We start from the raw sequence: 21,899 nt of genomic DNA, 5'->3' as shown, positions 1-21,899 counted from the left end.
TTTATGATCACAGCAATACTAAACATCAAAGGTGGTTGTTCCAAAACACTGTCAGCTGAAATGCTTGCAAGGGGATATGCAAAAGAAGGTAGAAAAACATTAGTAGTAGATGCAGACGGACAAGGGGATATTACTTCTTCTTTAATGCCACACATCAATTTTGATCAACCTGAAAATGTTGGGGGCGTTACGCCCCCGGAAAAGGGAACCATTGTGGACTATCTGAAAGGAAACAAAAAGATAGAGGATTGTATCTGGCATACAAAGATCGAAAACATTGACTTGATCCCATCCAGTATGGACTTGTTCACTGTCATCTATGAAATGCAGGGAAGAGGTGGTGCAGATTTCTTGTTGGGAAATGCATTAAAGGGATTGGACTATGACGAGATCATCATCGACAATAACCCTTCCATCAATAAGATGACCTATAACTCCATCTATGCGGCAGATGTAATCATCTGTCCTACAAATATTAGTGAAAAGACATTGAAGGGAGTTATGAATACACGTGGTGTATGCGTGCAAGCATTAGATGCATTGCCATTTAGCAAGCCTTTAAACTTCAAGATTGTCCTTACAATGATGACACGAAACAATAACTGTAAAGAAGGAGCAAAACAGTTAAGAGCAGCATTTGGAAAAGATGTATTTGATACACAGATTCGATTCCAACAGAAGCCAGTGCAGGATGCAGAATTTAGTAAGAAGTCCCTATTAGACATGAAAGCTGGTGTAGCTGAAGACTATAGAAATTTGACAAAAGAAGTAATTCAAAAGGATGAGGTGCATGCATGACAAATTTAGATTTAGGAAAGATGTTTGGGGACAGCAATCAGGAGATGCAGAAAGCAGCTGCATTAAAGACATACTTAGTAAAGTTGAATAAAATTCTTCCATCAGAGGAGAATCCATACGAAGTAGAAGAAGAATCCGTTCAAAGATTGGCTGAGAACATTGAACAATACGGACTGTTCCAGGCACTTACTGCACAGAAAGAAGGCAGTGAGATACGGTTGATCTCCGGAGAACGCAGATATACGGCATTGAAATATCTTGTGAATCAGGGACTTACATATTCTTACAATGGTGAAGATATAACTGGATATGCTCCAATTTGCTACATCAAGCAAACTTCAGGAGATACAAAAACAATGTTTATGATTTCTGCAAATGCTCATAGAGATTTACAGTCAGATGAAAAAAATAGAATCATAGACACAACCTTAGTAGCTTTAGAAAAGCAGGAGATGAGTGGAAAGTTCTCCTGGGAAGGCAAACGCAAGGCAACGGTAATCTCTTCGATCACAGGAATTAAAGAACATTATGTAAAAGATTATTTAGCAAGTAAAAATAGAGAAATTAAATTTGCTGAAGAAGATCCGGAAACGCTTGCGAAGATCAGACAATCCAAGCAAGTATCGGAAGAAGAGAAAGCCTATAAGGAACTGCTCAAACAGATCAATAAATGCATCAAGAAGTTTGAAAAACTGGACAGTTATGTATTAGCAACTTTATCTGAAGATGAATTAAATACATTTCAAAGCAAATGCTTTGAACTAAGTCTTCATCTACAAGAATGCACAGCAAATGGTGAAAGAGAATTAATGTCATAGAAAAAAAGTAGTAGGTGTTGTTCTGGGGGCGAAACGCCCCCAGAGGAAAGGGGAGCAAGATGATCCGCAATAATCAACAAAGCGTGGATGCATTGGCTGAATATGTCGAGGATGAAATGTCCATATTGTGCCGACTGAATGCAACAAATATCAGAATGAACGAAAGCATTCCGATAGCGGATTGTTTTGATCCAATCTGTTTGTTTGAATCCAGGATGCTGATCTATGAAATGCAAAAACGTATTGCAAGTAAAGATGAAGAAAATGAGTTGCTGAAACGACTTGTACTGCAAGAACTGCAGAGCTGTTCGATTAATGAAATAGATTTATGGGTGGAAGAATTACGCATGCAGGGTTTATCGATGACAGTTGGCAGCCTGAGTGAAAAGATCAAATCCAATTCTTTAAGACCGGAAGAATATACGATCATCGCAAAATGCATATTGAATAAAAATGCAGGAGGTACAGATGGATAGATGGGTAAAAATCGTTGAAATGCATTGTGATCCGGAAGAAAGGTTGAATGAGTTTATGGGTTTGCTGCAGGACATCAACGCATTGTACAGCAATCAAAGATTCTATTTTAATGATCAATGCATTGCAAGATTTGATAAAGAAGTATTCCGATTGAATCGGATCAAGGTTGGCGGTTCGATAGTTAAAATTCCGGAAGGAAACTGCGAATATGATGAAAGATATTCTGCTTCCATGATGTATGACTACGAAAATAAAATGCTGAGTTATGGATCATTAAGATATTTCAATGTATTTCTTACGGAAATTGAAAGACATGCGATTGTGTGGAAATGGTTTAAAGCAACCAAACGGATCAGCAGAGAATATCTTTTAAAAAAGTTCCAAATTTCATCTAAGACTTTACCTAAAGTATTAGCAAGAGCAGAAGAAAAACTGATTGAGCTATGGGCATTGGACTTTTATGGTCGGGCATGTGACAGTGGAGAGATATTGGGACGTGATGCACGGAACTGGTTGCGAGAAACAAGAACTGGGATCTATGGTGGCTATTTGGCAGAGTATCCACAATGGTACTTACATTTCTATCCATCTGAAGAGGAAACGAAAATGATTTTAGAAAGACATGGATTGTTAGATCTTAGTAAATTTGAGGGAAAAACGAAATGAAATTAATATGTTAGCATGCTTGCAAAGAAATTTTTATCTGATCGGATCTTAGATGAGATTTCATTAATAAAGGAAATCTTTGAAGGGTTGGATGCACCACATGGTTTTCATTTGGCAATCAATGAAGATCTATCAATATTTGTCTTGGATGGAAATTTGTACTTATATAGCGATGAGTATGCGCTAGGTACAAAGTTTAAGGAGATTGCTTTGTCTGAAGCTTCAAGAGATTAACCAACTATAAGTTTGTGTTTTGAGAAAGAAATAGTCTGGGGGCGTTTTGCCCCCAGAAGGAGGAAGTAAATGATCATAATGAAAAATCATGAATATAAGTTAATTAAAAGAGGAGTATGCCGAAAGTGCGGCTGCACAGAAAATAGTGCTTGTTATGTGTCCGGAATTGGCACTTGCTGGTGGGTGGATGATACGAAAACACTATGCAGTCATTGCTTTTATGGATGTTGTGAGCTGTCATTAGAAGAGAGTGTCGGTGAACAGAATGGATGATGAGATCATGGTTATTCTTTCTAAAGATAACAGGGCATTTGAAACAGCATGGTTCACCAATATGCATGCAGCCAAGAAGTGGGCGGACAGAATCAGAGATAAAAGTGATTATCTGGTTACGATTTTTAAGGGTTCAAATGACAATCCAGTTGAACAATATCAGGTAATGTAAAAGTCTGGGGGCGTTTCGCCCCCAGAGAAAGGAATGCGAAAGCGCTAATATGTTATCAAATAAAATTGAACAATTAAGAAAAGAAAAAGGATACACTTTTGCAAAGCTATCTGAACTAACAAGAATCAGTACAGGAAGACTATACGATCTGGCTACAGGAAAACGAAATAATCCAACTATGGATACTCTTATAAAATTGGCAGATGCACTAGATGTAACACTAGATGAATTGGTGGGAAGAAAAGGAAGATAATGTCTGGGGGGGCGTTTCGCCCCCCCAGAGAAAGGAATAAGATGAAAGAAAAATTCTATACAAGATATTTACTTTTAAATACATTGTTGCTGATATTGAGTCTGGCATTTTGGTTAGTGATATCTGATCTATATATGAAATGTTTTGTTTTGGCAAGTTTATATATTTTTAGTGCAGTAGCTCTACTACGAATAATGTGTGATGACAAGAAAGTATATATATCTCGTTTGCTTTTGGTTACTGTAACTATGGTTATATATGCGATTGTAATGACGATTTTATTTATGAAAGTGTATCCTTTAATTTTTGAATTTTGTGAAAATTATCCTCAAAGGTGATTATGGAGATATGAAGAAAATAGAAATATTATGAAAATAGAGTTACTAGAATATAGAGAACAGAAGCATCTTACTTTAGCAGTACTGTCGAAAATGACAGGTCTAGGTACTGGAAGGCTTTCAGAAATTGAAACAGGCGTAACGTCTGATCCCAGAATTAGTACACTCATAAAAATAGCGGATGCATTGGGTGTATCACTAGATGAATTGGTTGGTAGGAAGAAACAATAGGTATGGGGGCGAAACGCCCCCAGAAGAAAGGATAAGGATGTGAAAATAATATTACTTGGCTTACTTGTTACATTACATTTTGCAATCGCTGCACCAAAAATTACTGATACAAATGATAAAGTTGCAGAAATTTTTATTGGAATAACAAAATTATCAATAATCTATCTATTATTTATGAATATTGATATGCAGATTATTAAATATACATTTGGAAAGGAAGGAGAATATATAGCAAATATCATTTGTTATACAGGCTCGATATTTTTGATACCAACATACTGTATCTGCTATGCATTAAAACTATTGTTTTTAAAATGGGAGAAGAAACTGGAAAACAGATGGAAGTGCTGCAAAGAGCAAGACAAGGATCGGGGATAAGCAAAACATAAAATACACTTTGTAAATTTTCTTTAATTGATTTGGTAAATTACTATATGTACAAACTGCGTGATTATAAATGCAATACGAGAAAAAGAAAATAATAATGATTGGAGATATAAGGAAAAGTGGCAGAAAGGATACTGTCGAGAAAATTTGACTACTGGGAATTGATGATTCATATGCGAATGATGATACAAAAAAGAACAAAGTGCTAAGGAAAGGAATATTATATGCAAATACTTTTCGTAGAGAAAAATTTCTTTTTTTGAAATGTATTATGCGGATAACAAGGATTGTGATTACTAAAAGTGCCAGAATGATGTTAAGCAAAATTGTTCCTTTTTCAAAGCGTCGGAGCCATGTTAAATTCGGATATATGAGATTAAGTATTTTTGTAAGCAGAAGTTGAACAATGAGAGTAAACACTAAAACGAAAAATAATAACAACAATGATGATCTGTCAGACATATTTATGTTTCTTGATATTGGATCGATGTTTGAGGAGGAATTATTAACATAGAAATTATAGTTATTATTTATAACGGTTTTGGCATCATTATCTTTTTTGAAGTGGTCTTCAATAGAAAACAGATTTGCAAGTAAGGATATTAAATTGAAGAGAAAATCCATAAATAAAACCTCCGAGATATGTAATCAAATTATACTTCATAAATATGAAGTTAGAAAGGGAACCAATGAATACAGAAAGCTTTAAGCGGATAAAGAAAGAAAAAGGAATAAACAATTATGAAATACATAAAAGATCAGGTGTGCTTGAATCGACCTTATCTGAATTTGAAAAAGGAAAGCATACAGATCTACGCATAAGTACACTTATAAAGATTGCGGATGCATTAGATGTAACATTGGATGAGTTGGTAGGTAGAAAAAGGAATTAATGTTTGGGGGCGAAACGCCCCCAGAAGAAAGGGTGTAAATATCCGGTGTTGGATGACGAATTTTCAATGTTGATATAATTAACTAAGAAATTGTTATAATATTTTTAATACATGGCGTGTTTTTTGCTGATGCAGAATTCGTATTATAAAAAGGGGATAAAAATATGAATGAAAAAAACTTAAATAAAACAATAATGCCGAAAGTTATGACGGAAGAGAATGATAGACCGCAGGAAGCAGGCAATCTAAAGGAAGGTAAAGAGAAAACACTTGAACAGTCAGAAACTGACAATAAAGGAAATGACCTAATCAATAAAGTAAAAAATATGGTCATGCAGCATAAGAAAATTGCTGGCGGTATCGCAATACTGCTTTTATTGAGCATAATCATTGCGGTCTATTTTGGATCACAACCTAAGAAACTATCAGACATGCTGAAGATAGATTTCAAAGGATATGATGGATACGGTGAAGTTGAATTCAATCATGGTGAATTAGATAAAACAGTCACCGAAGTAATGTATAAAGAAGCGGGTCTTACGGAAAAGGATATCAAGGATGCGGAAAAAGGTTTGGATGGTCTGCTTAACGCAGTTCCGAAGTATTTAAAGGCTGAACAAGAAAAACAGAGAGTAAGTTACAGTTTTGATAAAACAGATCATTTGAAGAATGGAGATAAGATCATCTTTACCGTGACGTGCAGCGGTGAAAAATGCCCGTTTGCAAAGGAAACAAAAGAGTATGAGGTAAAAGGACTTCAGGAAACCGAGAAGATCACAACCGATGATCTTGAAAAGGAATATCCGATTACTTTTATCGGATACAACCATTTTGGAAGAGTTGAGTTTGATGATACTATCTATGACATTAATACAAAGATCAACGATACCATAACGAATGATTCTGAAATCAAAATAAAGATCAAAGATTCGGCAATCGAAGAACTTGCTAAAAAAGGAAAAGTTATTCAGGACAATATCAGTGAATATAAAAAGAAAGTGACAGGATTACCGGAAGTATCAATGATCAGTGGGTTAGATGAGTTGTATGACAAAGTAAATACCTACATGCAAACGGAAACACAGAACAGCGATACTGATTTAGGAACCACTACGTATACAGTTGAGAAACAAAAAGATTATTTGGAATACAAGGCACCATATAAAGCAGCTTATGTAGATGATGATCTGGGCGGATATATAAATGTCAGAACGGTTTATAAAATCACCAAAGTGTTTGAAACGAAGTTTAGATATTTAGAATCCAGTGAGAAAACATATTACACATATTTTGGTTATGAAGGAGTGGATGTTGTTGACAACAAGGTAATTCTGAAAGACAAGAATTCCGGCAAGATGCATTCATATAGTACATGGGATAACTTGGAGTCCATTGAGGCAGAAATCAAAAATGATGGATATATGGAATATAAAACGCAATAACGAAAGAAATATTCTATTTCAAGACAGTAAAAAGAGTAGTTTTATTTGCATTATTTAGTAAATGGTTTATAACTTTCGGTAAGATAAGAGATATATGACATTAAAAAAATCGCATAAATAAAGGACTTTTCAAAAAATGACGTTTTTGTTTCCTAAAGCACCCCTTGAATGGAAACAAAAGAGGGTACTAAAATATCTATACTTGATAAAAGTATAAGAAAGAGGAAAGTTCTTACAGTTTAGTAAACTTGAATTTTCCTCTTTTTCTTATCTTGAAAAGTTTGAGGGGCGACACCGTAGGCGTGCATAGCAAGCCCCCAAAGGAGAGAACAAATGAAAAACTTATTCAACAGATTAAATGATCGACAAAAGAAGTCAGTCAAAATCATTGCTGCTATATTGATAGTTGCAGTGGTACTATTTGCAGTTCTGCATGTTTTACCAAAGCCAAAAACCAACAATTCAGCAAAGCACGAAACTAGCACTGAAACTTCTTCATCCAAGGAATCATCTAAGAAGAATGACAATAAAAAGAATCAAACTTCTAAGAAAGATGATAAGAAGAAGGATGACACTGGTAAGAAGGAAGATAAGAAAGAAGATACTTCCACTACATCCGAAACGTCTGTTACACCAACTACAGATACAACTAGTACTGAGGTACAGAACAATAACAACAATTCTTCAGTAATAAATACTCCAACTACGAATACAACTCCATCTCAACCAGAACCACAACCGATCTATGAAACGGTACATCACGATGAGGTGGGGCATTACGAAACACAAGTCGTGTCTGAAGCCTGGGATGAACCGGTGTATGAACCTCGTTCATATTATTTGACAAGTGATGGTGTTAGATTTGATGATAAATGGGCTTTAATGGAATATTGTGATGAAAATGATGTTTCATATTCTGTACAAACGGAACAAGTCCAGACCAGTTCTATCCACCATGACGCTGTTACCCAGCAGGTCTGGGTAGTCGATCAGGCTGCCTGGGACGAGCAGGTGGTAGTCGGATACAGATAAAATCAAAAACATATAAAAATTCCCTTTCCGAAAGAAGACGGTAGACGTTGATCTATCGTCTTTTTCTTTTGGGAAGAACAAAAATAACATTGCCCGTTTTGAAAACTCTGCTAAAAGCGGGTGATGAGATATATTGCAGCACACGACAAGCTTCATACAATGCAGAGTATTTAAGATCTTAAAGGAGGATTTATGAATTTGAAAAGTTCATTGAAGAAAACGGCCACCATCGCACTCAGTGCCTTGATGGCTTTTTCTTCCTTCCCTTTGACTGCATATGCAGAAGGGGAAACAACAGAATCAATAGATGTTGATACAAAAGAAGTCAGTGAAACAAGTCCGGATGTTGAAAAGACGGAACTGAATCTGGAAACATCCAAAACACAGCCGGAAGCCGTTTCGGAAGAGACTGCTGAAGAGGGGCAGGAAACACCGGCAGAACAGCCGGGTGAAACTGTGACAGACACAAACAGTCTGATCATGGATGTTGCCGGAAATGATACGGTCTTTGTATCAAAGAACGGTGAAACGGAAGCGTATGTCGGAGGAGATTCTGCACGCTATACGATCAGCTACGTTGAAACAGACAGTTTAGAGGTTACAGCAGCGAATGCATCATACTTTGTTGTCTGGAGAAATGACGGCACGACAGAAAGTCATTTTAATGAAGATGTCATCTATACCGTGCAGCCGGGTGATGCGTATATCTCCGTTGGACAGGGACTGCAGGCACAACGGCGCTCAGGCAGAAGAAGACGCAGCACTGCCAGTCTGGACACACTGGAGGTAGGTGATACCTTCTCTGGAACACTGGGAACGTCCAATACCAATCCGGATATAGGAAATGAGACTTTCTATATCGACTACATTGACGGATTGCTTGGCGGGGCAGCCGGCCAGATCTTAAACAACCTGGCGGTTTACTGCTTAGAGCCGGGATATATCGGTCTGACATACAGAACAGACTATGAACTGCCCGGTAATCCAAAGACCTATTATCCGTACAATGCGACAGTAACAGCAGTACAGCCTGACGGAAGAGTAACGATCCATATTGATGTACCGAGATACTTAAATCCTTATACAGGACAAGAAGCGACAGGATGGAATGCTCAACTGGGAACAGTTCCGTATCAGAACTGCGGTGCCGACTGGACAATTCAGACCGCTCCACGTAAGAAGATGATGTATGTGGCAGTGCAGAAGAAAAACGGTAATCCGGCACTGACAAAAGGAAACAGCTGCTATGCAAGTGATTTAAGCGGTGCTGTATATGGCGTTTACAGAGATGCCAACGCAACGGATAAGATCACTGAGATCACAACAGACGCTGAAGGAAAAGGTAAGTCAGAAGAGTTTGAAATTGGACCTACTGCTACAAAGGTGTATGTCAAGGAAATCAAAGCTCCGAAGGGATTTGCACTGGATCCGAAGGTATATCCGGTTGAGTACGATGGGGACAGCTGGACGATCGACTCGGTTGATCAGCCAATGAACGATCCGCTGGTTATAACTTTAAATAAAATAACCGAGGATGGAACAGTTGTGGAAAATCCTGCAAGTTTGGCAGACGCTGAATTTACAGTTAAGTATTATGACGGGCAATACACAATGAATAACCTTCCTGCAAAGCCTACAAGAACATGGGTAATTAAAACTGTTAAAACTCAAACAGGAAAGTATAGAACTATACTTGATAAAGATTTCTTGGTTTCGGGAGATCCTTTATATGAAAGCGAAGGTAAAGCAACTATTCCTCTTGGAACAATTACAGTTGAGGAAACCAAGGCTCCAGCCGGTTATACACTCAATAATAAGACTTTGAGTATCGGTGGAGCAGTAATAACAGACGGTAAAGCTCTGTTTAATATTGTGGACATGAATGGTATTGGTAGAATTCGGAGTGGTAATGAATATACCGTAGTTGAAGGTGTTGTACGTGGTGGGTTGGAGATTCAAAAGAAAGATGCAGATACAAATGAAAATGTAGGTACTGCAACATTCCAGATTGTTAATAAGAATAACTATGATGTAGTTGCTCGAGATAAAAATGGAGATGTTGTAGCTACAGCAGCTGCTGGTGAAAGTTTACCATATACAATCACAACAGATGCTAACGGATACTGGAAATCAAACGATAGTTTCCTTCCGGCTGGAAAATATGAACTTGTAGAAACCAAAGCCCCTGAAGGATATTATCTGAATACTGATCCAAAAGCATTTGAAATCAAAGATAATAAAACAATTGTTGGCATCGATTATGAAGATGCAAAGATCGTCATTGACGTAGCTAAAGTAGATGATCATGGAAACAATGTTTCAGGTGCCATTCTCCAAGTAATTGAAAAAGATACCGGTAATATTGTATTTGCATATACAACAGGAAATAAACCGGTAGATATCAGCAAATATGTCGAAGGTGGAAAAAAATATATCCTTAGAGAATCTGAAGCACCATTTGGTTTTGAAAAATTTGAAGATATCGAATTTGAAGTAACAGGTACAAGACAACATGAACAAGTTGTGATGGCTGTAGATACACGTAAAGTGTTCTACGTGAGTGCAATCAAGGTAGATGCTATGGATAACTCAAAGAAATTAAAGGGTGCTGAATTGACGTTATTTAAAGCGGATGGCACGGTTGCTTTAGATAAGGACGGTAAGGAGTGCAAAGGCATCACTGATGGTGAAGGAGTTATCACTTGGGCTGTAGAGTTCGCCGATGACTTGGGTGGTTACTATGTGCAGGAAACAGCAGCACCTGAAGGTTACCGAATCAATAATGAACATCATCAAGTTGTATTGAGTGAAGATTATGATTTTGCAGTGAATAACGCTGTACAGGTAGTAGTTAACGATACAGCTTTACCAGCAGTTAAAACAGGTGATACATTCAATGCAGCATTGTTTGCATGTATGTTGATTGGTAGCTTGGGTGCAGCAGTGTTCTTATTTCTTAAGAAGAAGGAATTGATGAAGTAAAGACATAAAAATGCTGGGGGCGAAACGCCCCAAGTTTTTTAAGATTAGAAGAAATGTTGTAAAGAGAGGAGAACAAATATGTGGAACAACAGAGTCATTTTATCAGGAAATTTAGTGAAAGACGTTGAGGTAAAAGTAACGGAAGGAAAAGATAGTAAACACGTTACGAGTTTTACAGTTGCGGTTCATCGTACACGATCTAAAGAAGATACTGCAGATTTCATCAATTGTGTTGCATGGGGCGTACAAGCCGATTACCTTGGAAACTATGGAAAAGGGATCACGTATTGAACTGGAAGGGCAACTACATGTGAGAAGCTATGAGAAGGACGGCAAGAAGATATACGTAACGGAAGTATACGTGGATGATTGCCATTTACAGAAGAAAGCAACTGTAGAATCAGTCGATATAGGATTTGAATCTGAAGCACCGTTTGGTTTTGAAGAATAATCGATATAGTAACGAAATGATTAGTGGCGTTCACTAAGGTACGCCTACAGTAGCGATTTCTTAGTAAAACTGTCATAAGGAAAGGAGGTGTAAATGATCATGGAAAAGATAGCAATCGAATCAACGGAAGATTTTGAAGATATGGAATTTAAGCAAGACATCAGTATGACAAAGGATATTGTTAATCAAGATGGCACGGTCGGGATGATCAATAATTATTACAGGATCGTCCATATCAAAGATGGTGTATTAAGACCGATACAGGATGATATTTTTACAAATAAGAATGACGCAGAAGAATATGCAAGATCACTCAATGATAAAAAGTTGGTCAGTTATGAAGAAATACTAGATCAGACGGATAAAAGAATCGCTGTTAATACAATGGTGGAAGAAATTAAGAATCAGTATGATGCAAAAAAACTTTCTGGGGGCGAAACGCCCCCAGAGAATGCAGAAGAAAAACAGCAGTTCAATCATCAGAAATTTGCCAAAGCGGTAGCCCATTCCATAGTAGAAGCAAACTGTTTGGAAAATGCCGCTAAAGCCGTTTCCGAACTTAGATGGACATATTCAGAATTTCTTGATGAGGAACTGCAAGATGTTTTAGAAAATATTGGCTATCGTATATCAACATTGCAATCGTCAATGCAATGGGTATCAGATAAAATGATAGAAAAAGCTACGAACACATTGCAACAGGATCAAGGAAAACAGCTAAAAACTTTAGTGGACGATGATTTAGTCAATCATGAAACGGAAAAGGCATATTTCATCAAAATACCAAAAGCAGTTATGAAATCAGATATGGATGGATTATGGGTGCCAAAGAAGATTATGAAATGGAATGCAGAAGCAAATGCCTATGAAGTCAATCATTATCAAAAATTTCAATTTACCGAATATCAATATTCCAAAGAAAACGGTAAATTAGGCAATATCATTGATAAGAAGGTGATCAATGGAGCTGAGTTCAAAAACTTGATGCTTGATGCAAGTATGTATATGGATCACTTACGAAATCTGGAAGAATCTCCCAGTATCGTTCCAAATCAATCTGTAATGGAAGAAAATACTGAAGAAGAAAGGAAAGGTAGGAAATTATAAATGGATAAAGAACTGATCAAAATGATTGAGGATAGTCAAGAGGGCTTTTCTGAAGAAGAAATGCAAGAGATGTGCAGCAGTAATTAAAGAATATCAATTTCATAATTTGCAGGGGATGAACAATAAATTTTTAGCAAATTTGGATCGCAATAAGATGGCTGCCACTTGCTTGCGTTTTTCCAAGTCACAGGTGGTGACAGTACATGTTGAAATTGGTAATCCAATTCAAAACGTACAATCCAAAGGTAGGAAACTGTAGTCTGGGTACGGTGCCATCGTTACACCGTGAAATGTCCTAGAGATAAAAATCCAAAAAGAGAAAGGGGGTGATAAAGGATGAATTATTTAAAGGAAGTTGAAAGCAGGGGGTTAAACGGTTTCCAAATGGCGGAGGTCAGAGAAGGTTTAAAAACATTAACTACCGATCAGGTAGATGTATATGCAAGACCAGAATATGATCACATGCAGATGCAGGAGATACGGCTTGGGTTGGAACATGGACTTAGCGCAAAAGAAATGAGCGTATTCTTGGATCCAGGAATCAATTATGAAGCGATGAACCATGCCAGAATCAAGATCGAAAATGCAAACGTGATCGATGAGCAGGCAATATCTAAACTGCATGCGAAACAACTGAAAAATCTATTTATGGTCTTGTTAATTGTTGTTGTAATCGTAGGCGGAGTTGCAATCGGTTATTTCGGCAAAAAATACTTTATGCTTTTTAATCAGCCGATGGAGATCAAATTAAAATCCGATCATATTGAATTGAAATATGGAGAAGTATTTAATCCTATAGATTATATCGAAGATTATACAAAAGCAGATGGTATACAGTTGATACTTCCGGAAGCTGTTGAAACAAAACAGATTGGTGAAATCAAGGTCATCTACACTCTTAAAAATCAACTGAAGAGCATATCTAAGGAGCTAACAATCAAAATACAAGATAAGACAGCACCAACGATCACATTAAACACAAAAGATGTAACGCTCACTCGAACGAAGGATACCTTTCATGGTAAGGCTTATCTATCTAGTGCTATGGATGATGTTGATGGAGACGTTACAGATAACGTTACGTGGACAAATCCAGATGAGAGTATAAATGACCAAATGATTACATACAGCGCTAAAGACAAGGCTGGAAATGAGTCACAGAGCATTTTAAGTGTACATTACAAAGACCCAGAACCTACACCTACACCAGAGACGATCGTTATCTATCAACCAAGTGGAGGTGGTGGAAATACTTCTGGGGGCGAAACGCCCAAGCACAAGCACGTCTCATGGAACACAGTATTTTATGTTCTCGGATGGGTATAACTTGGATTCTGGATACAGTGCGTGCATTGCTGCTGGTTCAGCTTTTGGAGCGTATTCATGTGAACCAATCATGGGTGATGATGGGCTATATAAAGGGTATAAATTAACGTACTAGAAGGCTGGGGGCGTTTCGCCCCCAAAGGAAAGGAGAGACGAATGGAAAATAAAGTCTTGGAAGAGAGAATGAATTACAAATGTACGATTGCGGCGTTACTGATCATTCATAAATCATTAGGTGCTTTGCCGGTCGAAATATTTGAGATCCTAGCAACGGCGATAAAGCATCTAGTCAAAGAAAATTTGATCGAATATGAAAATGTTGGTGCCAATGCGTTATGCTGGAAGTTTTTGATGAATTACTCTTTTCGACAGGATGACAACAACAAGAATATTTATTACATCGATCCATTCATGTTGGACAAGCCACAGATGATCGTTGATATAACGATGCCAGATATGGTCTTTAGCGGTATGACATTACAAGGTGATAGTTATGTATGATCTGATAGGGACATATCTGCCAGATAAATATTTTCGATACAAAAAAGTTGATGATGAATATCATATCTATTTTCCGGATGATAGCTCAATGAAAGGGCTGTTTTTTATTGTGTTGAAAAGAGATGTGCAGGAAGAAACGGATGGATTGAAAATACAGATCAACAATAAAACAACGACCTTCGTATTGGATATGGAAAAAAAGATCTTCAATCGGTACGAATGGATAAAAATCAAAACTTATGTAGAAAGATACGTACGTATCAAGGAGAGAAAAGTAAGATGAAAAAAATAAATAGAACAAAGATGATTATTAAGACAACAATACTTGTATGCATGATGGAATTAATGACACTGCAGACACATGCGGACGGAGTCAATGAAGCAGAGTGGTGGAATTGGTTCAACAGTTATTTAGCACCGGCAACAAGAATCATGTATGGCATCATTCCGTTGGCATTGGTCATTTATTTATTGCTCAAAGCGGTAGATTGGTTTAAGAAGGACGCACAGGGAGAACAGGTTCCATCCTATTGGTCGACCGTTTCAAAAGGCGTGACCGTAGCGATCGTGGCGGTATCGATCAATACTATTCTGAAGATCGTATCCATTGTTACCGAATGAGAAATGATAAGGGAAAAGAAGGGAGGAAGAAGATATGGGTATCTTTCGATCCGTATTATGGATATTTACAAGTTTGGCTCTTGAGATAACGGATTACATTTATAAGATCATCATGAAATTTTTTAGTTTGAATATCAATCAGTTTCCATTTATCAAGAGTTTCTACATCATCATAATCAGTGCGGTAGGTTTCTTTATGATGTTTCGTATCGCAGCAATGTTTGTACAAGGAATATGGGGCGAAAACAAATTGGACAAATTGGATGGAATGGAACTAGCACGACGGATCATTGTAGCATTGGTCATACTGTCATTCATTCCATTTATGATGCCAAGATTAAATGATTTTGCGGCTGAATCAGCCAAGACTTTCCCAAAGATGATCTCAATCGGAGAAATACTACCGAGTGATGTGATCATCGAAGCAGGAAATGCCGAGTTTATTGGCAATAGCAGTTCTACCGGTGAAAAAGCAACATTAAAGACAGTTACCGAAAAGACAATCAACGATAAAAGCAGAGGGGAGTATGTCTATTTCAAAAAGACGGAAGGAATTGTACTTGTTTTGGTGTTGGCTGGAATCTGTGCATACACATTTCTGAACGTGGCAATCCAGGTGATCATCCGCATGATCTCATTATTATTAAAAATGGTACTTGCACCATATGCGGTATCAGGTCTGGTCGATCCGGATGATCAGGGGACGAATACATGGTTCAAATTATGTTTTTCCGATTATCTGGCTATCTTCTTTCAGGTGGTAACGATGTGGATTGCAATGTTGTTTGCGACAAAACTACCGGCAGATTGGGGCGGTTTTGAAAAAGGAATCGCATTTGTGGGTGCGATCTTTGCAATCATCAATGCGCCTAGTGGTATTGCACAAATTTTAGGTGCAGATATAGGTACACAAGCCGCAATGTAATCCTTACAATCCATACAAATGATGACAGGAGCGATTAGTACCGGTGCTGGGCTTGCCAAAGCTGGGGTTGGAATGGCAGCAGGCGCTGCATTAACAGCGGGGAAATTAGGAAAGACTGCCGGTGCATTGGGCATCTATGGGATAGGCAGAAAACTGGGTGCTAGAAGCCTGAATCCAATGAATGTTGGCGGTGGAACAGGGAGTTCCGGTGGGTTTGCGGGAAAATTAGGGAACGGTGGTACGGACCAAATATCGGAGACCTTTGCGAATGGAGGCGACGCAGGCATAGATTGGAATGCAGAACCATCTGCTTCACGATCATCCGGAAGTGCTATGGCAAGTCCGTATATCAATGAGCGTGGTTCTGTACGCTATGCTGATAATCGAGTAACTGATTCAGATTCAAGACTGGGACAGATTGGACAAAACAGTCGAGCAGGTGGCATGGCTGCCTCATTTGCTTCATACATGTATAAGAAGTCAGCCGATCGGCTGTTCATGTCAAATATTCAACGAAAACATCTCAATGACACAAAATCAGTTGGCTCTACGATAAAAAATGTAGGGCAAGGTGTGCGATACTTCGGGAATGCGATACGCAATGCCGGCAGAAATGGAGATCTGGCAAATGGAACAGAATAAGCAGATTGTTTTTACGTCACCAAGAAATTTTAAATACGGAAGATTGATCATGAACCGCTTCAGATTGAGTGATCTGATCATAGTGATCGCAGGTGTTGTATTCAGTTTTCTTGGATTGATTATTTATGTTGGTTTTTTGAGCCAATTCAACATATGGATTGTATTATTGCTGTTATTGCCGGCGGTGATCACTTACTTCTTGACACTGCCGGCAGGAATCTACCACAACAATATAGAGTTTTTAAAAGTGATTGTAAGGTATGTCATGACAAATAAAAAGTATATATGGGAAGGAATTTACAAACATGATTCGATTGAAGAAAAATAACGGTCGTGCGATGACACGCCTGGAGAGAGCGGAATATAAAAAATTGAAATCATCACAAAAAGCAGCCCAAGCAATCAAAAAGAAAGTAGCCACTTCGCTGAGATGGATGGATTTGCAAGAAGTCAAAGATGATTGCATGATTGTTGGTAAAGATAAAAAATATATCGTTAGAGGCATCAAACTGGAACCGCATGATATTTTTATTGACGATGAAGGAAAACAGCGTGCGATTCTGAATAATATCCGTCTGGCACTCAATCAGATGCCTGATGAGGTATGGTTTGAGTTTCCGTACTCACCGGTTAATGCAGATAACTGGATCAATGATCTGAATCGTCAACTGCGTGGAGAAAGCGATCCGGTCATCACTCGCATGATCGAAGCGGATCTGGAAAAAATTTATGACTTTCAGAAGTATCACAGAGAGAAAGAATTCTTTTTACTGATACGTGATACGGATGAGAAAAGACTTCATAAGAACCTGGAGGATTTGTATCGTCATTGGGCAAATGCCGGATTTGATCCTAAGGTATTGAATAAACGTGATTATTATTCATTGGTATCCTTTTATTTTGAAAACAATATGATCAATGATTATACCTTCAGCAGAGGTATTTTTTCATATCTGAATGTACAGATGCAGCTGAATCAGCAGAAAGATGAATATGAAAAGATCGATCATACAGAGGACTTTTCACAGTACGGTGGTGAGCCGATATTAAATATCAAACCTTCAGAAAACCTGATTCAGCGTTCCAAGATCGCTCCGGTTGGCTTGCTGGTAAAAAACCGGTATTTGGAGGTTGGTGATAAATACGTTCAGAATCTTTTGGTAACGGAACTTCCGGATGTCTTTAATCTTGGACTTATGTGTGATTATTTGACGGATCCGAACATCAAAGTGTTCATGAAGGCGAAACGCTCCAATAACGATCTGACAAAGATGCTTAATAAAGATCTGCGGACTCTGAAGGAACGATATCGTAGATCAAAGGACGAGATTGAAAAGGAAAAGATTCTGTCTGAAATCGAATCGCAGGAAGTATACATATCGGAGGTTGTAAGAAAAGCAGATCGAACACATGAGCTGACCGTTATATTCCAGATCGTCGCCGATGATGAAAAGGAATTGAAGGACAGGTTTGAACGGCTTCGCTCCAGATTGACATTGGATAAGTTTAAGGTTAGTGCTGCGCCGATGATACAAGAGCAGCTATTTAAAATGGCAACGCCGTTATTTGTTTCTTCAGGACTCAATCAGACGATAGAAGAGAATATAGGCGCACCGTTAACATCAGATGCGGTGGCGGGCATGTATCCGTATGTATTTGAAACACTGAACGACTTGTACGGTTTTCTGTTGGGTGAAGAAAGAGCAAACGGCGGTAAAATCTTTCTGGATCCCCAGTTCTATCTGCATCAGCCAAAACAGGCTGCCATCACCAATCGTTTAAACGGAAACTTTGTTATCGTCGGTACTGCCGGTTCAGGAAAAACTACTTTAACGGCATTGGTAATTAGATGGCTGATACGAAAGCGTATCTTTACAATATGGGTGGATCCAGAGAATAAGAATGAGATCCTTACAAAGCGTTACAATGGAACTTATGTAAGCTGGGGACAGTTGGGGAATGTTATCAATATATTTGATTTAAAGCCAAATTCATCTGATGAAGGTGAAGATGATTCGGCAATGTGGAATACGGGATTGGCAATCAACCGAGTAATTGAGGATGTTACGATTTTGTTTAAATTCTTATTCCCGCAGATGGAAGAGGACGCACTGTCTTTTATCGGCGGTATCGTTAAAATGACCTATGCGGAAGTTGGCATTAAAGCGGATGAAAATGGTATGTGGAAATCATTTAAAGATCTTACAACGGAAGATATGCCGACATTTGAAACATTTAACACATGTTTATTAAGAGTTTTGAAATCCTATCAAAAGATGGGAAGCGGACATGTAGAAGATGTAAAACTGCTTAGTTCCCTAGTCAGAAAGATGCAGCGTATCTTGACGGAATGGTCTGTTTATTTCGTCGGACATACGACCATCAAATTAAAGGATGATGGCAGAAACATCATTTCTTTTGGCACCAAAGAGCTATTCAATGCTGACCAGGAATTAAAGAATGCTTTGTATTACTTGATGTTTAACTACTCTTGGTCACTGTGTTTGGATGAAAATGTAGAGTCAGCATTCATTGTTGATGAGGCACACGATGTTATTCAGACATCGCATACGGCAAAAATGGTCGCTCAGTTCGTCAGACGTTCAAGAAAATATAAAAATCTGATGTTTCTGATTACGCAAGAGCCACAGGACTTTGCTGTTGATGCGGTCATCATGCATACAAGAGCAATGTTTAATAATTCTGCGTATAAGATTGTGATGAAATTAAACAAGGCAGCTGCAGAAGGTTTTGAAAAGTTGGAATCTGTCAATGAGAATGAAATGTACTGGGTAAAACATATATTCTCACAAGGTGATGCGCTACTGTTGATTGGGGATCAAAGAAGAATTCCGATCCATGTCAACGCAACGCAGAATGAGTTATGGGAGATGGGAGCGATGTTTACAGGGAAATGACAAGAGAATTAGGAAAACTGAAGAAGTTTATAACGATATTTGCGATATCGGTTTTACTGTTGCCGCTTTTGTTTTCACTATTGGCTGCAGCAAGTGTTGTGGCGGCACCAATCATCGCCCTGGATGCGGCAAAGACCTGGATTGTTGGTTGGTTTGAAGACGAAAATACAGCAACTGATCTGCTATCAAAATGGCATGCAGAAGTATATCCGAATTTTGAAGACTATGGTTCCCATGAAGAAGTCGGTTACGCTGAAGCAATATCTTGCTACTATTTTTTGGAAACGGGGGAAGATATCAATACAAAGATCCCCATGCGGGAGTATATGAATTATTTTACCGGAGATGAACAGCTCGAGCAGGTCTATACAAAGATTGAAGAAATTACCGGATTTATTTTTTCGGAAGAGAAAATCTCCAGGATTAAGACCTTAAAGACACAGATCGTCAGTAAAACGATTAACAGCATGTCGTTAGGAAGAAGTGAACTGGTTGCGGCACCGATCGAAGCGGCAATCGAATGGGGAACGGCTATCGCTAACGATAATAGTCATGGTTACTCTCAGATCACTCGATACGGGAATCCGAACTATGATTGCTCATCATTGGTATGCTATGCGATGCAAGCTGCAGGATTCAACATTGCTATCACTTCGACCCATAGTATGAAAAATATGTTCTTGGCTGAAGGGCATTGGGAATGGATTCCAAGTTACCAATTAGGTGATTTATCAAATTATGGTGTCCTTAGCGGTCAATCATCGCTTAGAAGAGGTGATATATTATTGAATGAACAAAATCACACAGAACTATATCTGGGCGGTGGAATGAGCCTTGGAGCGCATTGGGATTGGGATGGAGTAAATGGTGATTCATCAGGTACGGAAATCAGTGTTGCGCAATACTGGGACTCCAACTGGGATGGCATTTTAAGATATACTGGTTCATAGCGCTTTAAAGTCTGGGGGCGACACCGTAGGCGTACCTTGGTAAACGCCCCAGAGGGAAGGAAGTGAGGAAGTGAAACAAAAGAAGATTATTTTAGGATGTTTGATTGCCGTTGTTTTAACGGGATTATTTGCATATGGTTATAATCAAAGAAGGAACAGATCAAAGGAAAACGTGGCACAAGAACACAGCAGTAATGTCGAAACGAAAGAAACATCGGTCGAACCGGAAGAAAAGCCGGATGATAATCCATATATTGCTGCAGATGATGTTCCGGCGGAAGAGGAGCATCCAACGATTACCTACAACAACTTCACATGGGATGCTGGATATGAAGGTGCGTTTGAGAACACCAGAAGGCATATGCGTGAATTAACGGAAGATAATTATGACATTTATGGATGGATGTTATGGGATACCGGAATGGTGCAGGAAGAAATCATGAAGACGAATGATAACGAAAAATATTTGGATCATGCAGCCAATGGTGGAACGACCGATAAAGGGCAACCATTCTTTGATAAAGCTGCAGATCTGAAAAATGATCAAGTCATTACGGTCTATAGTTATAGTACCGGAGATGTTGCTAGACTTGGCTATGTAGCAGATATTCTTGGAATTCAGGAAAACTATGAACACAATAAGACGTTCTTGGTCGAATATGATGATTTTGCAGATTGGTTTCAGGTCGATTGTGTATTTGATTTGAGTCAAGTTCCGGAATTTGAAATCAATAAACGCAATTTCAAAAATAAGGAAGATTTTAAGAATTGGTACACTGCAGCAAAGGAAGCTTCAACAATCGATTCCGGTCTGAAGGCAAATGATCAAAATCATTTCATGGTGATGAGTCTTCAGACAAGTAAAGATAAAAAATTCATTCTGTTAGCAAAAAGATTGAAACGATATTATTACAAAGATTTTGAAAAAACACCACAATAGCAATTTGTTTTCGGCTTAAACAAGCAGCACACTCAACCATTCAGGTTTCATGTGCTGCTTTAAATACATGGATGCCTTCGCAGAATACAATCTGCTCAGGCTTCCTTTTTTTATTGCAATCTGTTTTAACAAACAGACTGCTAGATTAATTCTGATTTATCTTTCAAAGATCCTTGGCACTCCACGCTTTTCGCATAGACGAGATACAAAACAAGGATACGAGTTTCTGACGAAACTCTATCAAGCAGCTTCCAGATATTATCTGTCGCTGTCCTTTGTTTTTTATCTCTTGGCGTTACGCATTACGAACAAGATCTTATGGGTTGACCCTTGACCTTTTTGAATCCTGTGACAGCCAGCTGTCAAGGACGGCGCACTCTGTGCTTGCAAGTTCAAAATACTCAAGGGCTACGGTACAAGTACCTTGCAAGTCAACCGCATTTCATTTGCTAGGTTCTTCATGCTGCACTTTTCTATGCTTCATTTTGGGCGTGCCAAGGATAAGGCATTAGAAAGTGCTAC

26 protein-coding genes and 1 pseudogene are annotated in these 21,899 nt (G+C 38.3%); all 27 read left to right on the top strand.

The window, feature by feature from the left end; translation table 11 throughout:
• Window positions 1-3 precede the first annotated feature (3 nt).
• Window positions 4-798 carry a ParA family protein gene (locus RGT18_RS07825; protein ID WP_338175868.1) on the top strand — a complete coding sequence of 265 codons (795 nt, stop codon included), beginning with the start codon at window positions 4-6 and terminating at the stop codon, window positions 796-798.
• Window positions 795-1,616 (top strand): ParB/RepB/Spo0J family partition protein, encoded by an 822-nt coding sequence (locus RGT18_RS07820; RefSeq protein ID WP_338175866.1) that lies wholly within the window; start codon window positions 795-797, stop codon window positions 1,614-1,616. The genes RGT18_RS07825 and RGT18_RS07820 overlap by 4 nt, the downstream gene beginning before the upstream one ends.
• Before the next feature lie 59 nt (window positions 1,617-1,675).
• Window positions 1,676-2,092, top strand: coding sequence for a hypothetical protein (locus tag RGT18_RS07815; protein ID WP_028078907.1), 417 nt, complete (start codon window positions 1,676-1,678; stop codon window positions 2,090-2,092).
• Window positions 2,085-2,759: a hypothetical protein gene (locus RGT18_RS07810; protein ID WP_028078908.1), complete on the top strand. Its 675-nt coding sequence runs from the start codon at window positions 2,085-2,087 to the stop codon at window positions 2,757-2,759. Before RGT18_RS07815 ends, RGT18_RS07810 begins: the two co-directional genes overlap by 8 nt.
• Before the next feature lie 15 nt (window positions 2,760-2,774).
• Window positions 2,775-2,993, top strand: coding sequence for a hypothetical protein (locus tag RGT18_RS07805; protein WP_028078909.1), 219 nt, complete (start codon window positions 2,775-2,777; stop codon window positions 2,991-2,993).
• A 69-nt stretch (window positions 2,994-3,062) separates the two neighbouring features.
• The gene (locus RGT18_RS07800; RefSeq protein WP_211220345.1) at window positions 3,063-3,266 is read left to right on the top strand and encodes a hypothetical protein; all 204 of its coding nucleotides are present in this window, start codon (window positions 3,063-3,065) and stop codon (window positions 3,264-3,266) included.
• On the top strand, window positions 3,250-3,438 hold the full coding sequence (locus RGT18_RS07795) for a hypothetical protein (RefSeq protein ID WP_162141251.1): 189 nt from the start codon (window positions 3,250-3,252) through the stop codon (window positions 3,436-3,438). The genes RGT18_RS07800 and RGT18_RS07795 overlap by 17 nt, the downstream gene beginning before the upstream one ends.
• A gap of 49 nt (window positions 3,439-3,487) precedes the next feature.
• Complete coding sequence (locus tag RGT18_RS07790) at window positions 3,488-3,691, top strand: helix-turn-helix domain-containing protein (protein WP_028078912.1); 204 nt, start codon at window positions 3,488-3,490, stop codon at window positions 3,689-3,691.
• Between the two features lie 368 nt (window positions 3,692-4,059).
• On the top strand, window positions 4,060-4,260 hold the full coding sequence (locus tag RGT18_RS07785) for a helix-turn-helix domain-containing protein (protein ID WP_338175861.1): 201 nt from the start codon (window positions 4,060-4,062) through the stop codon (window positions 4,258-4,260).
• A 39-nt stretch (window positions 4,261-4,299) separates the two neighbouring features.
• Window positions 4,300-4,638, top strand: a complete 339-nt coding sequence (locus RGT18_RS07780) for a hypothetical protein (protein WP_338175859.1) — start codon at window positions 4,300-4,302, stop codon at window positions 4,636-4,638.
• A gap of 698 nt (window positions 4,639-5,336) precedes the next feature.
• On the top strand, window positions 5,337-5,540 hold the full coding sequence (locus RGT18_RS07775; RefSeq protein WP_051241077.1) for a helix-turn-helix domain-containing protein: 204 nt from the start codon (window positions 5,337-5,339) through the stop codon (window positions 5,538-5,540).
• 164 nt (window positions 5,541-5,704) lie between these two features.
• Window positions 5,705-6,982: a hypothetical protein gene (locus RGT18_RS07770; RefSeq protein WP_028078891.1), complete on the top strand. Its 1,278-nt coding sequence runs from the start codon at window positions 5,705-5,707 to the stop codon at window positions 6,980-6,982.
• Between the two features lie 333 nt (window positions 6,983-7,315).
• Window positions 7,316-8,014: a hypothetical protein gene (locus RGT18_RS07765; RefSeq protein WP_338175856.1), complete on the top strand. Its 699-nt coding sequence runs from the start codon at window positions 7,316-7,318 to the stop codon at window positions 8,012-8,014.
• Between the two features lie 192 nt (window positions 8,015-8,206).
• Entirely contained in the window at window positions 8,207-10,996 is a 2,790-nt protein-coding gene (locus tag RGT18_RS07760) for a SpaA isopeptide-forming pilin-related protein (RefSeq protein WP_338175854.1), read from the top strand.
• Between the two features lie 78 nt (window positions 10,997-11,074).
• Window positions 11,075-11,447 (top strand): annotated as a pseudogene (locus RGT18_RS13110) (single-stranded DNA-binding protein).
• Between the two features lie 99 nt (window positions 11,448-11,546).
• Entirely contained in the window at window positions 11,547-12,554 is a 1,008-nt protein-coding gene (locus RGT18_RS07745) for a hypothetical protein (protein WP_156022866.1), read from the top strand.
• 115 nt (window positions 12,555-12,669) lie between these two features.
• Entirely contained in the window at window positions 12,670-12,813 is a 144-nt protein-coding gene (locus RGT18_RS07740; protein ID WP_338175848.1) for a hypothetical protein, read from the top strand.
• A gap of 77 nt (window positions 12,814-12,890) precedes the next feature.
• Window positions 12,891-13,880 (top strand): hypothetical protein, encoded by a 990-nt coding sequence (locus tag RGT18_RS07735; protein WP_338175846.1) that lies wholly within the window; start codon window positions 12,891-12,893, stop codon window positions 13,878-13,880.
• A gap of 156 nt (window positions 13,881-14,036) precedes the next feature.
• Window positions 14,037-14,381, top strand: a complete 345-nt coding sequence (locus tag RGT18_RS07730) for a hypothetical protein (RefSeq protein ID WP_028078662.1) — start codon at window positions 14,037-14,039, stop codon at window positions 14,379-14,381.
• The gene (locus tag RGT18_RS07725) at window positions 14,374-14,664 is read left to right on the top strand and encodes a hypothetical protein (RefSeq protein ID WP_028078663.1); all 291 of its coding nucleotides are present in this window, start codon (window positions 14,374-14,376) and stop codon (window positions 14,662-14,664) included. Before RGT18_RS07730 ends, RGT18_RS07725 begins: the two co-directional genes overlap by 8 nt.
• Window positions 14,661-15,002 (top strand): hypothetical protein, encoded by a 342-nt coding sequence (locus tag RGT18_RS07720; RefSeq protein ID WP_028078664.1) that lies wholly within the window; start codon window positions 14,661-14,663, stop codon window positions 15,000-15,002. Before RGT18_RS07725 ends, RGT18_RS07720 begins: the two co-directional genes overlap by 4 nt.
• Window positions 15,003-15,036: 34 nt before the next feature.
• Entirely contained in the window at window positions 15,037-15,927 is an 891-nt protein-coding gene (locus tag RGT18_RS07715) for a conjugal transfer protein TrbL family protein (RefSeq protein ID WP_028078665.1), read from the top strand.
• Between the two features lie 18 nt (window positions 15,928-15,945).
• The gene (locus RGT18_RS07710) at window positions 15,946-16,569 is read left to right on the top strand and encodes a hypothetical protein (RefSeq protein ID WP_156022849.1); all 624 of its coding nucleotides are present in this window, start codon (window positions 15,946-15,948) and stop codon (window positions 16,567-16,569) included.
• Entirely contained in the window at window positions 16,556-16,897 is a 342-nt protein-coding gene (locus RGT18_RS07705) for a hypothetical protein (protein WP_051241044.1), read from the top strand. The genes RGT18_RS07710 and RGT18_RS07705 overlap by 14 nt, the downstream gene beginning before the upstream one ends.
• On the top strand, window positions 16,875-19,487 hold the full coding sequence (locus RGT18_RS07700) for a VirB4 family type IV secretion system protein (RefSeq protein ID WP_051241045.1): 2,613 nt from the start codon (window positions 16,875-16,877) through the stop codon (window positions 19,485-19,487). Before RGT18_RS07705 ends, RGT18_RS07700 begins: the two co-directional genes overlap by 23 nt.
• The gene (locus tag RGT18_RS07695) at window positions 19,484-20,437 is read left to right on the top strand and encodes a peptidoglycan amidohydrolase family protein (RefSeq protein WP_051241046.1); all 954 of its coding nucleotides are present in this window, start codon (window positions 19,484-19,486) and stop codon (window positions 20,435-20,437) included. The genes RGT18_RS07700 and RGT18_RS07695 overlap by 4 nt, the downstream gene beginning before the upstream one ends.
• Before the next feature lie 70 nt (window positions 20,438-20,507).
• On the top strand, window positions 20,508-21,377 hold the full coding sequence (locus RGT18_RS07690) for a sortase family protein (protein WP_028078669.1): 870 nt from the start codon (window positions 20,508-20,510) through the stop codon (window positions 21,375-21,377).
• Window positions 21,378-21,899 lie beyond the last annotated feature (522 nt).

The organism is Solobacterium moorei, assembly GCF_036323475.1.
Classification (GTDB): domain Bacteria; phylum Bacillota_I; class Bacilli_A; order Erysipelotrichales; family Erysipelotrichaceae; genus Bulleidia; species Bulleidia moorei.
This window is presented reverse-complemented; position numbering and strand designations above follow the sequence as displayed.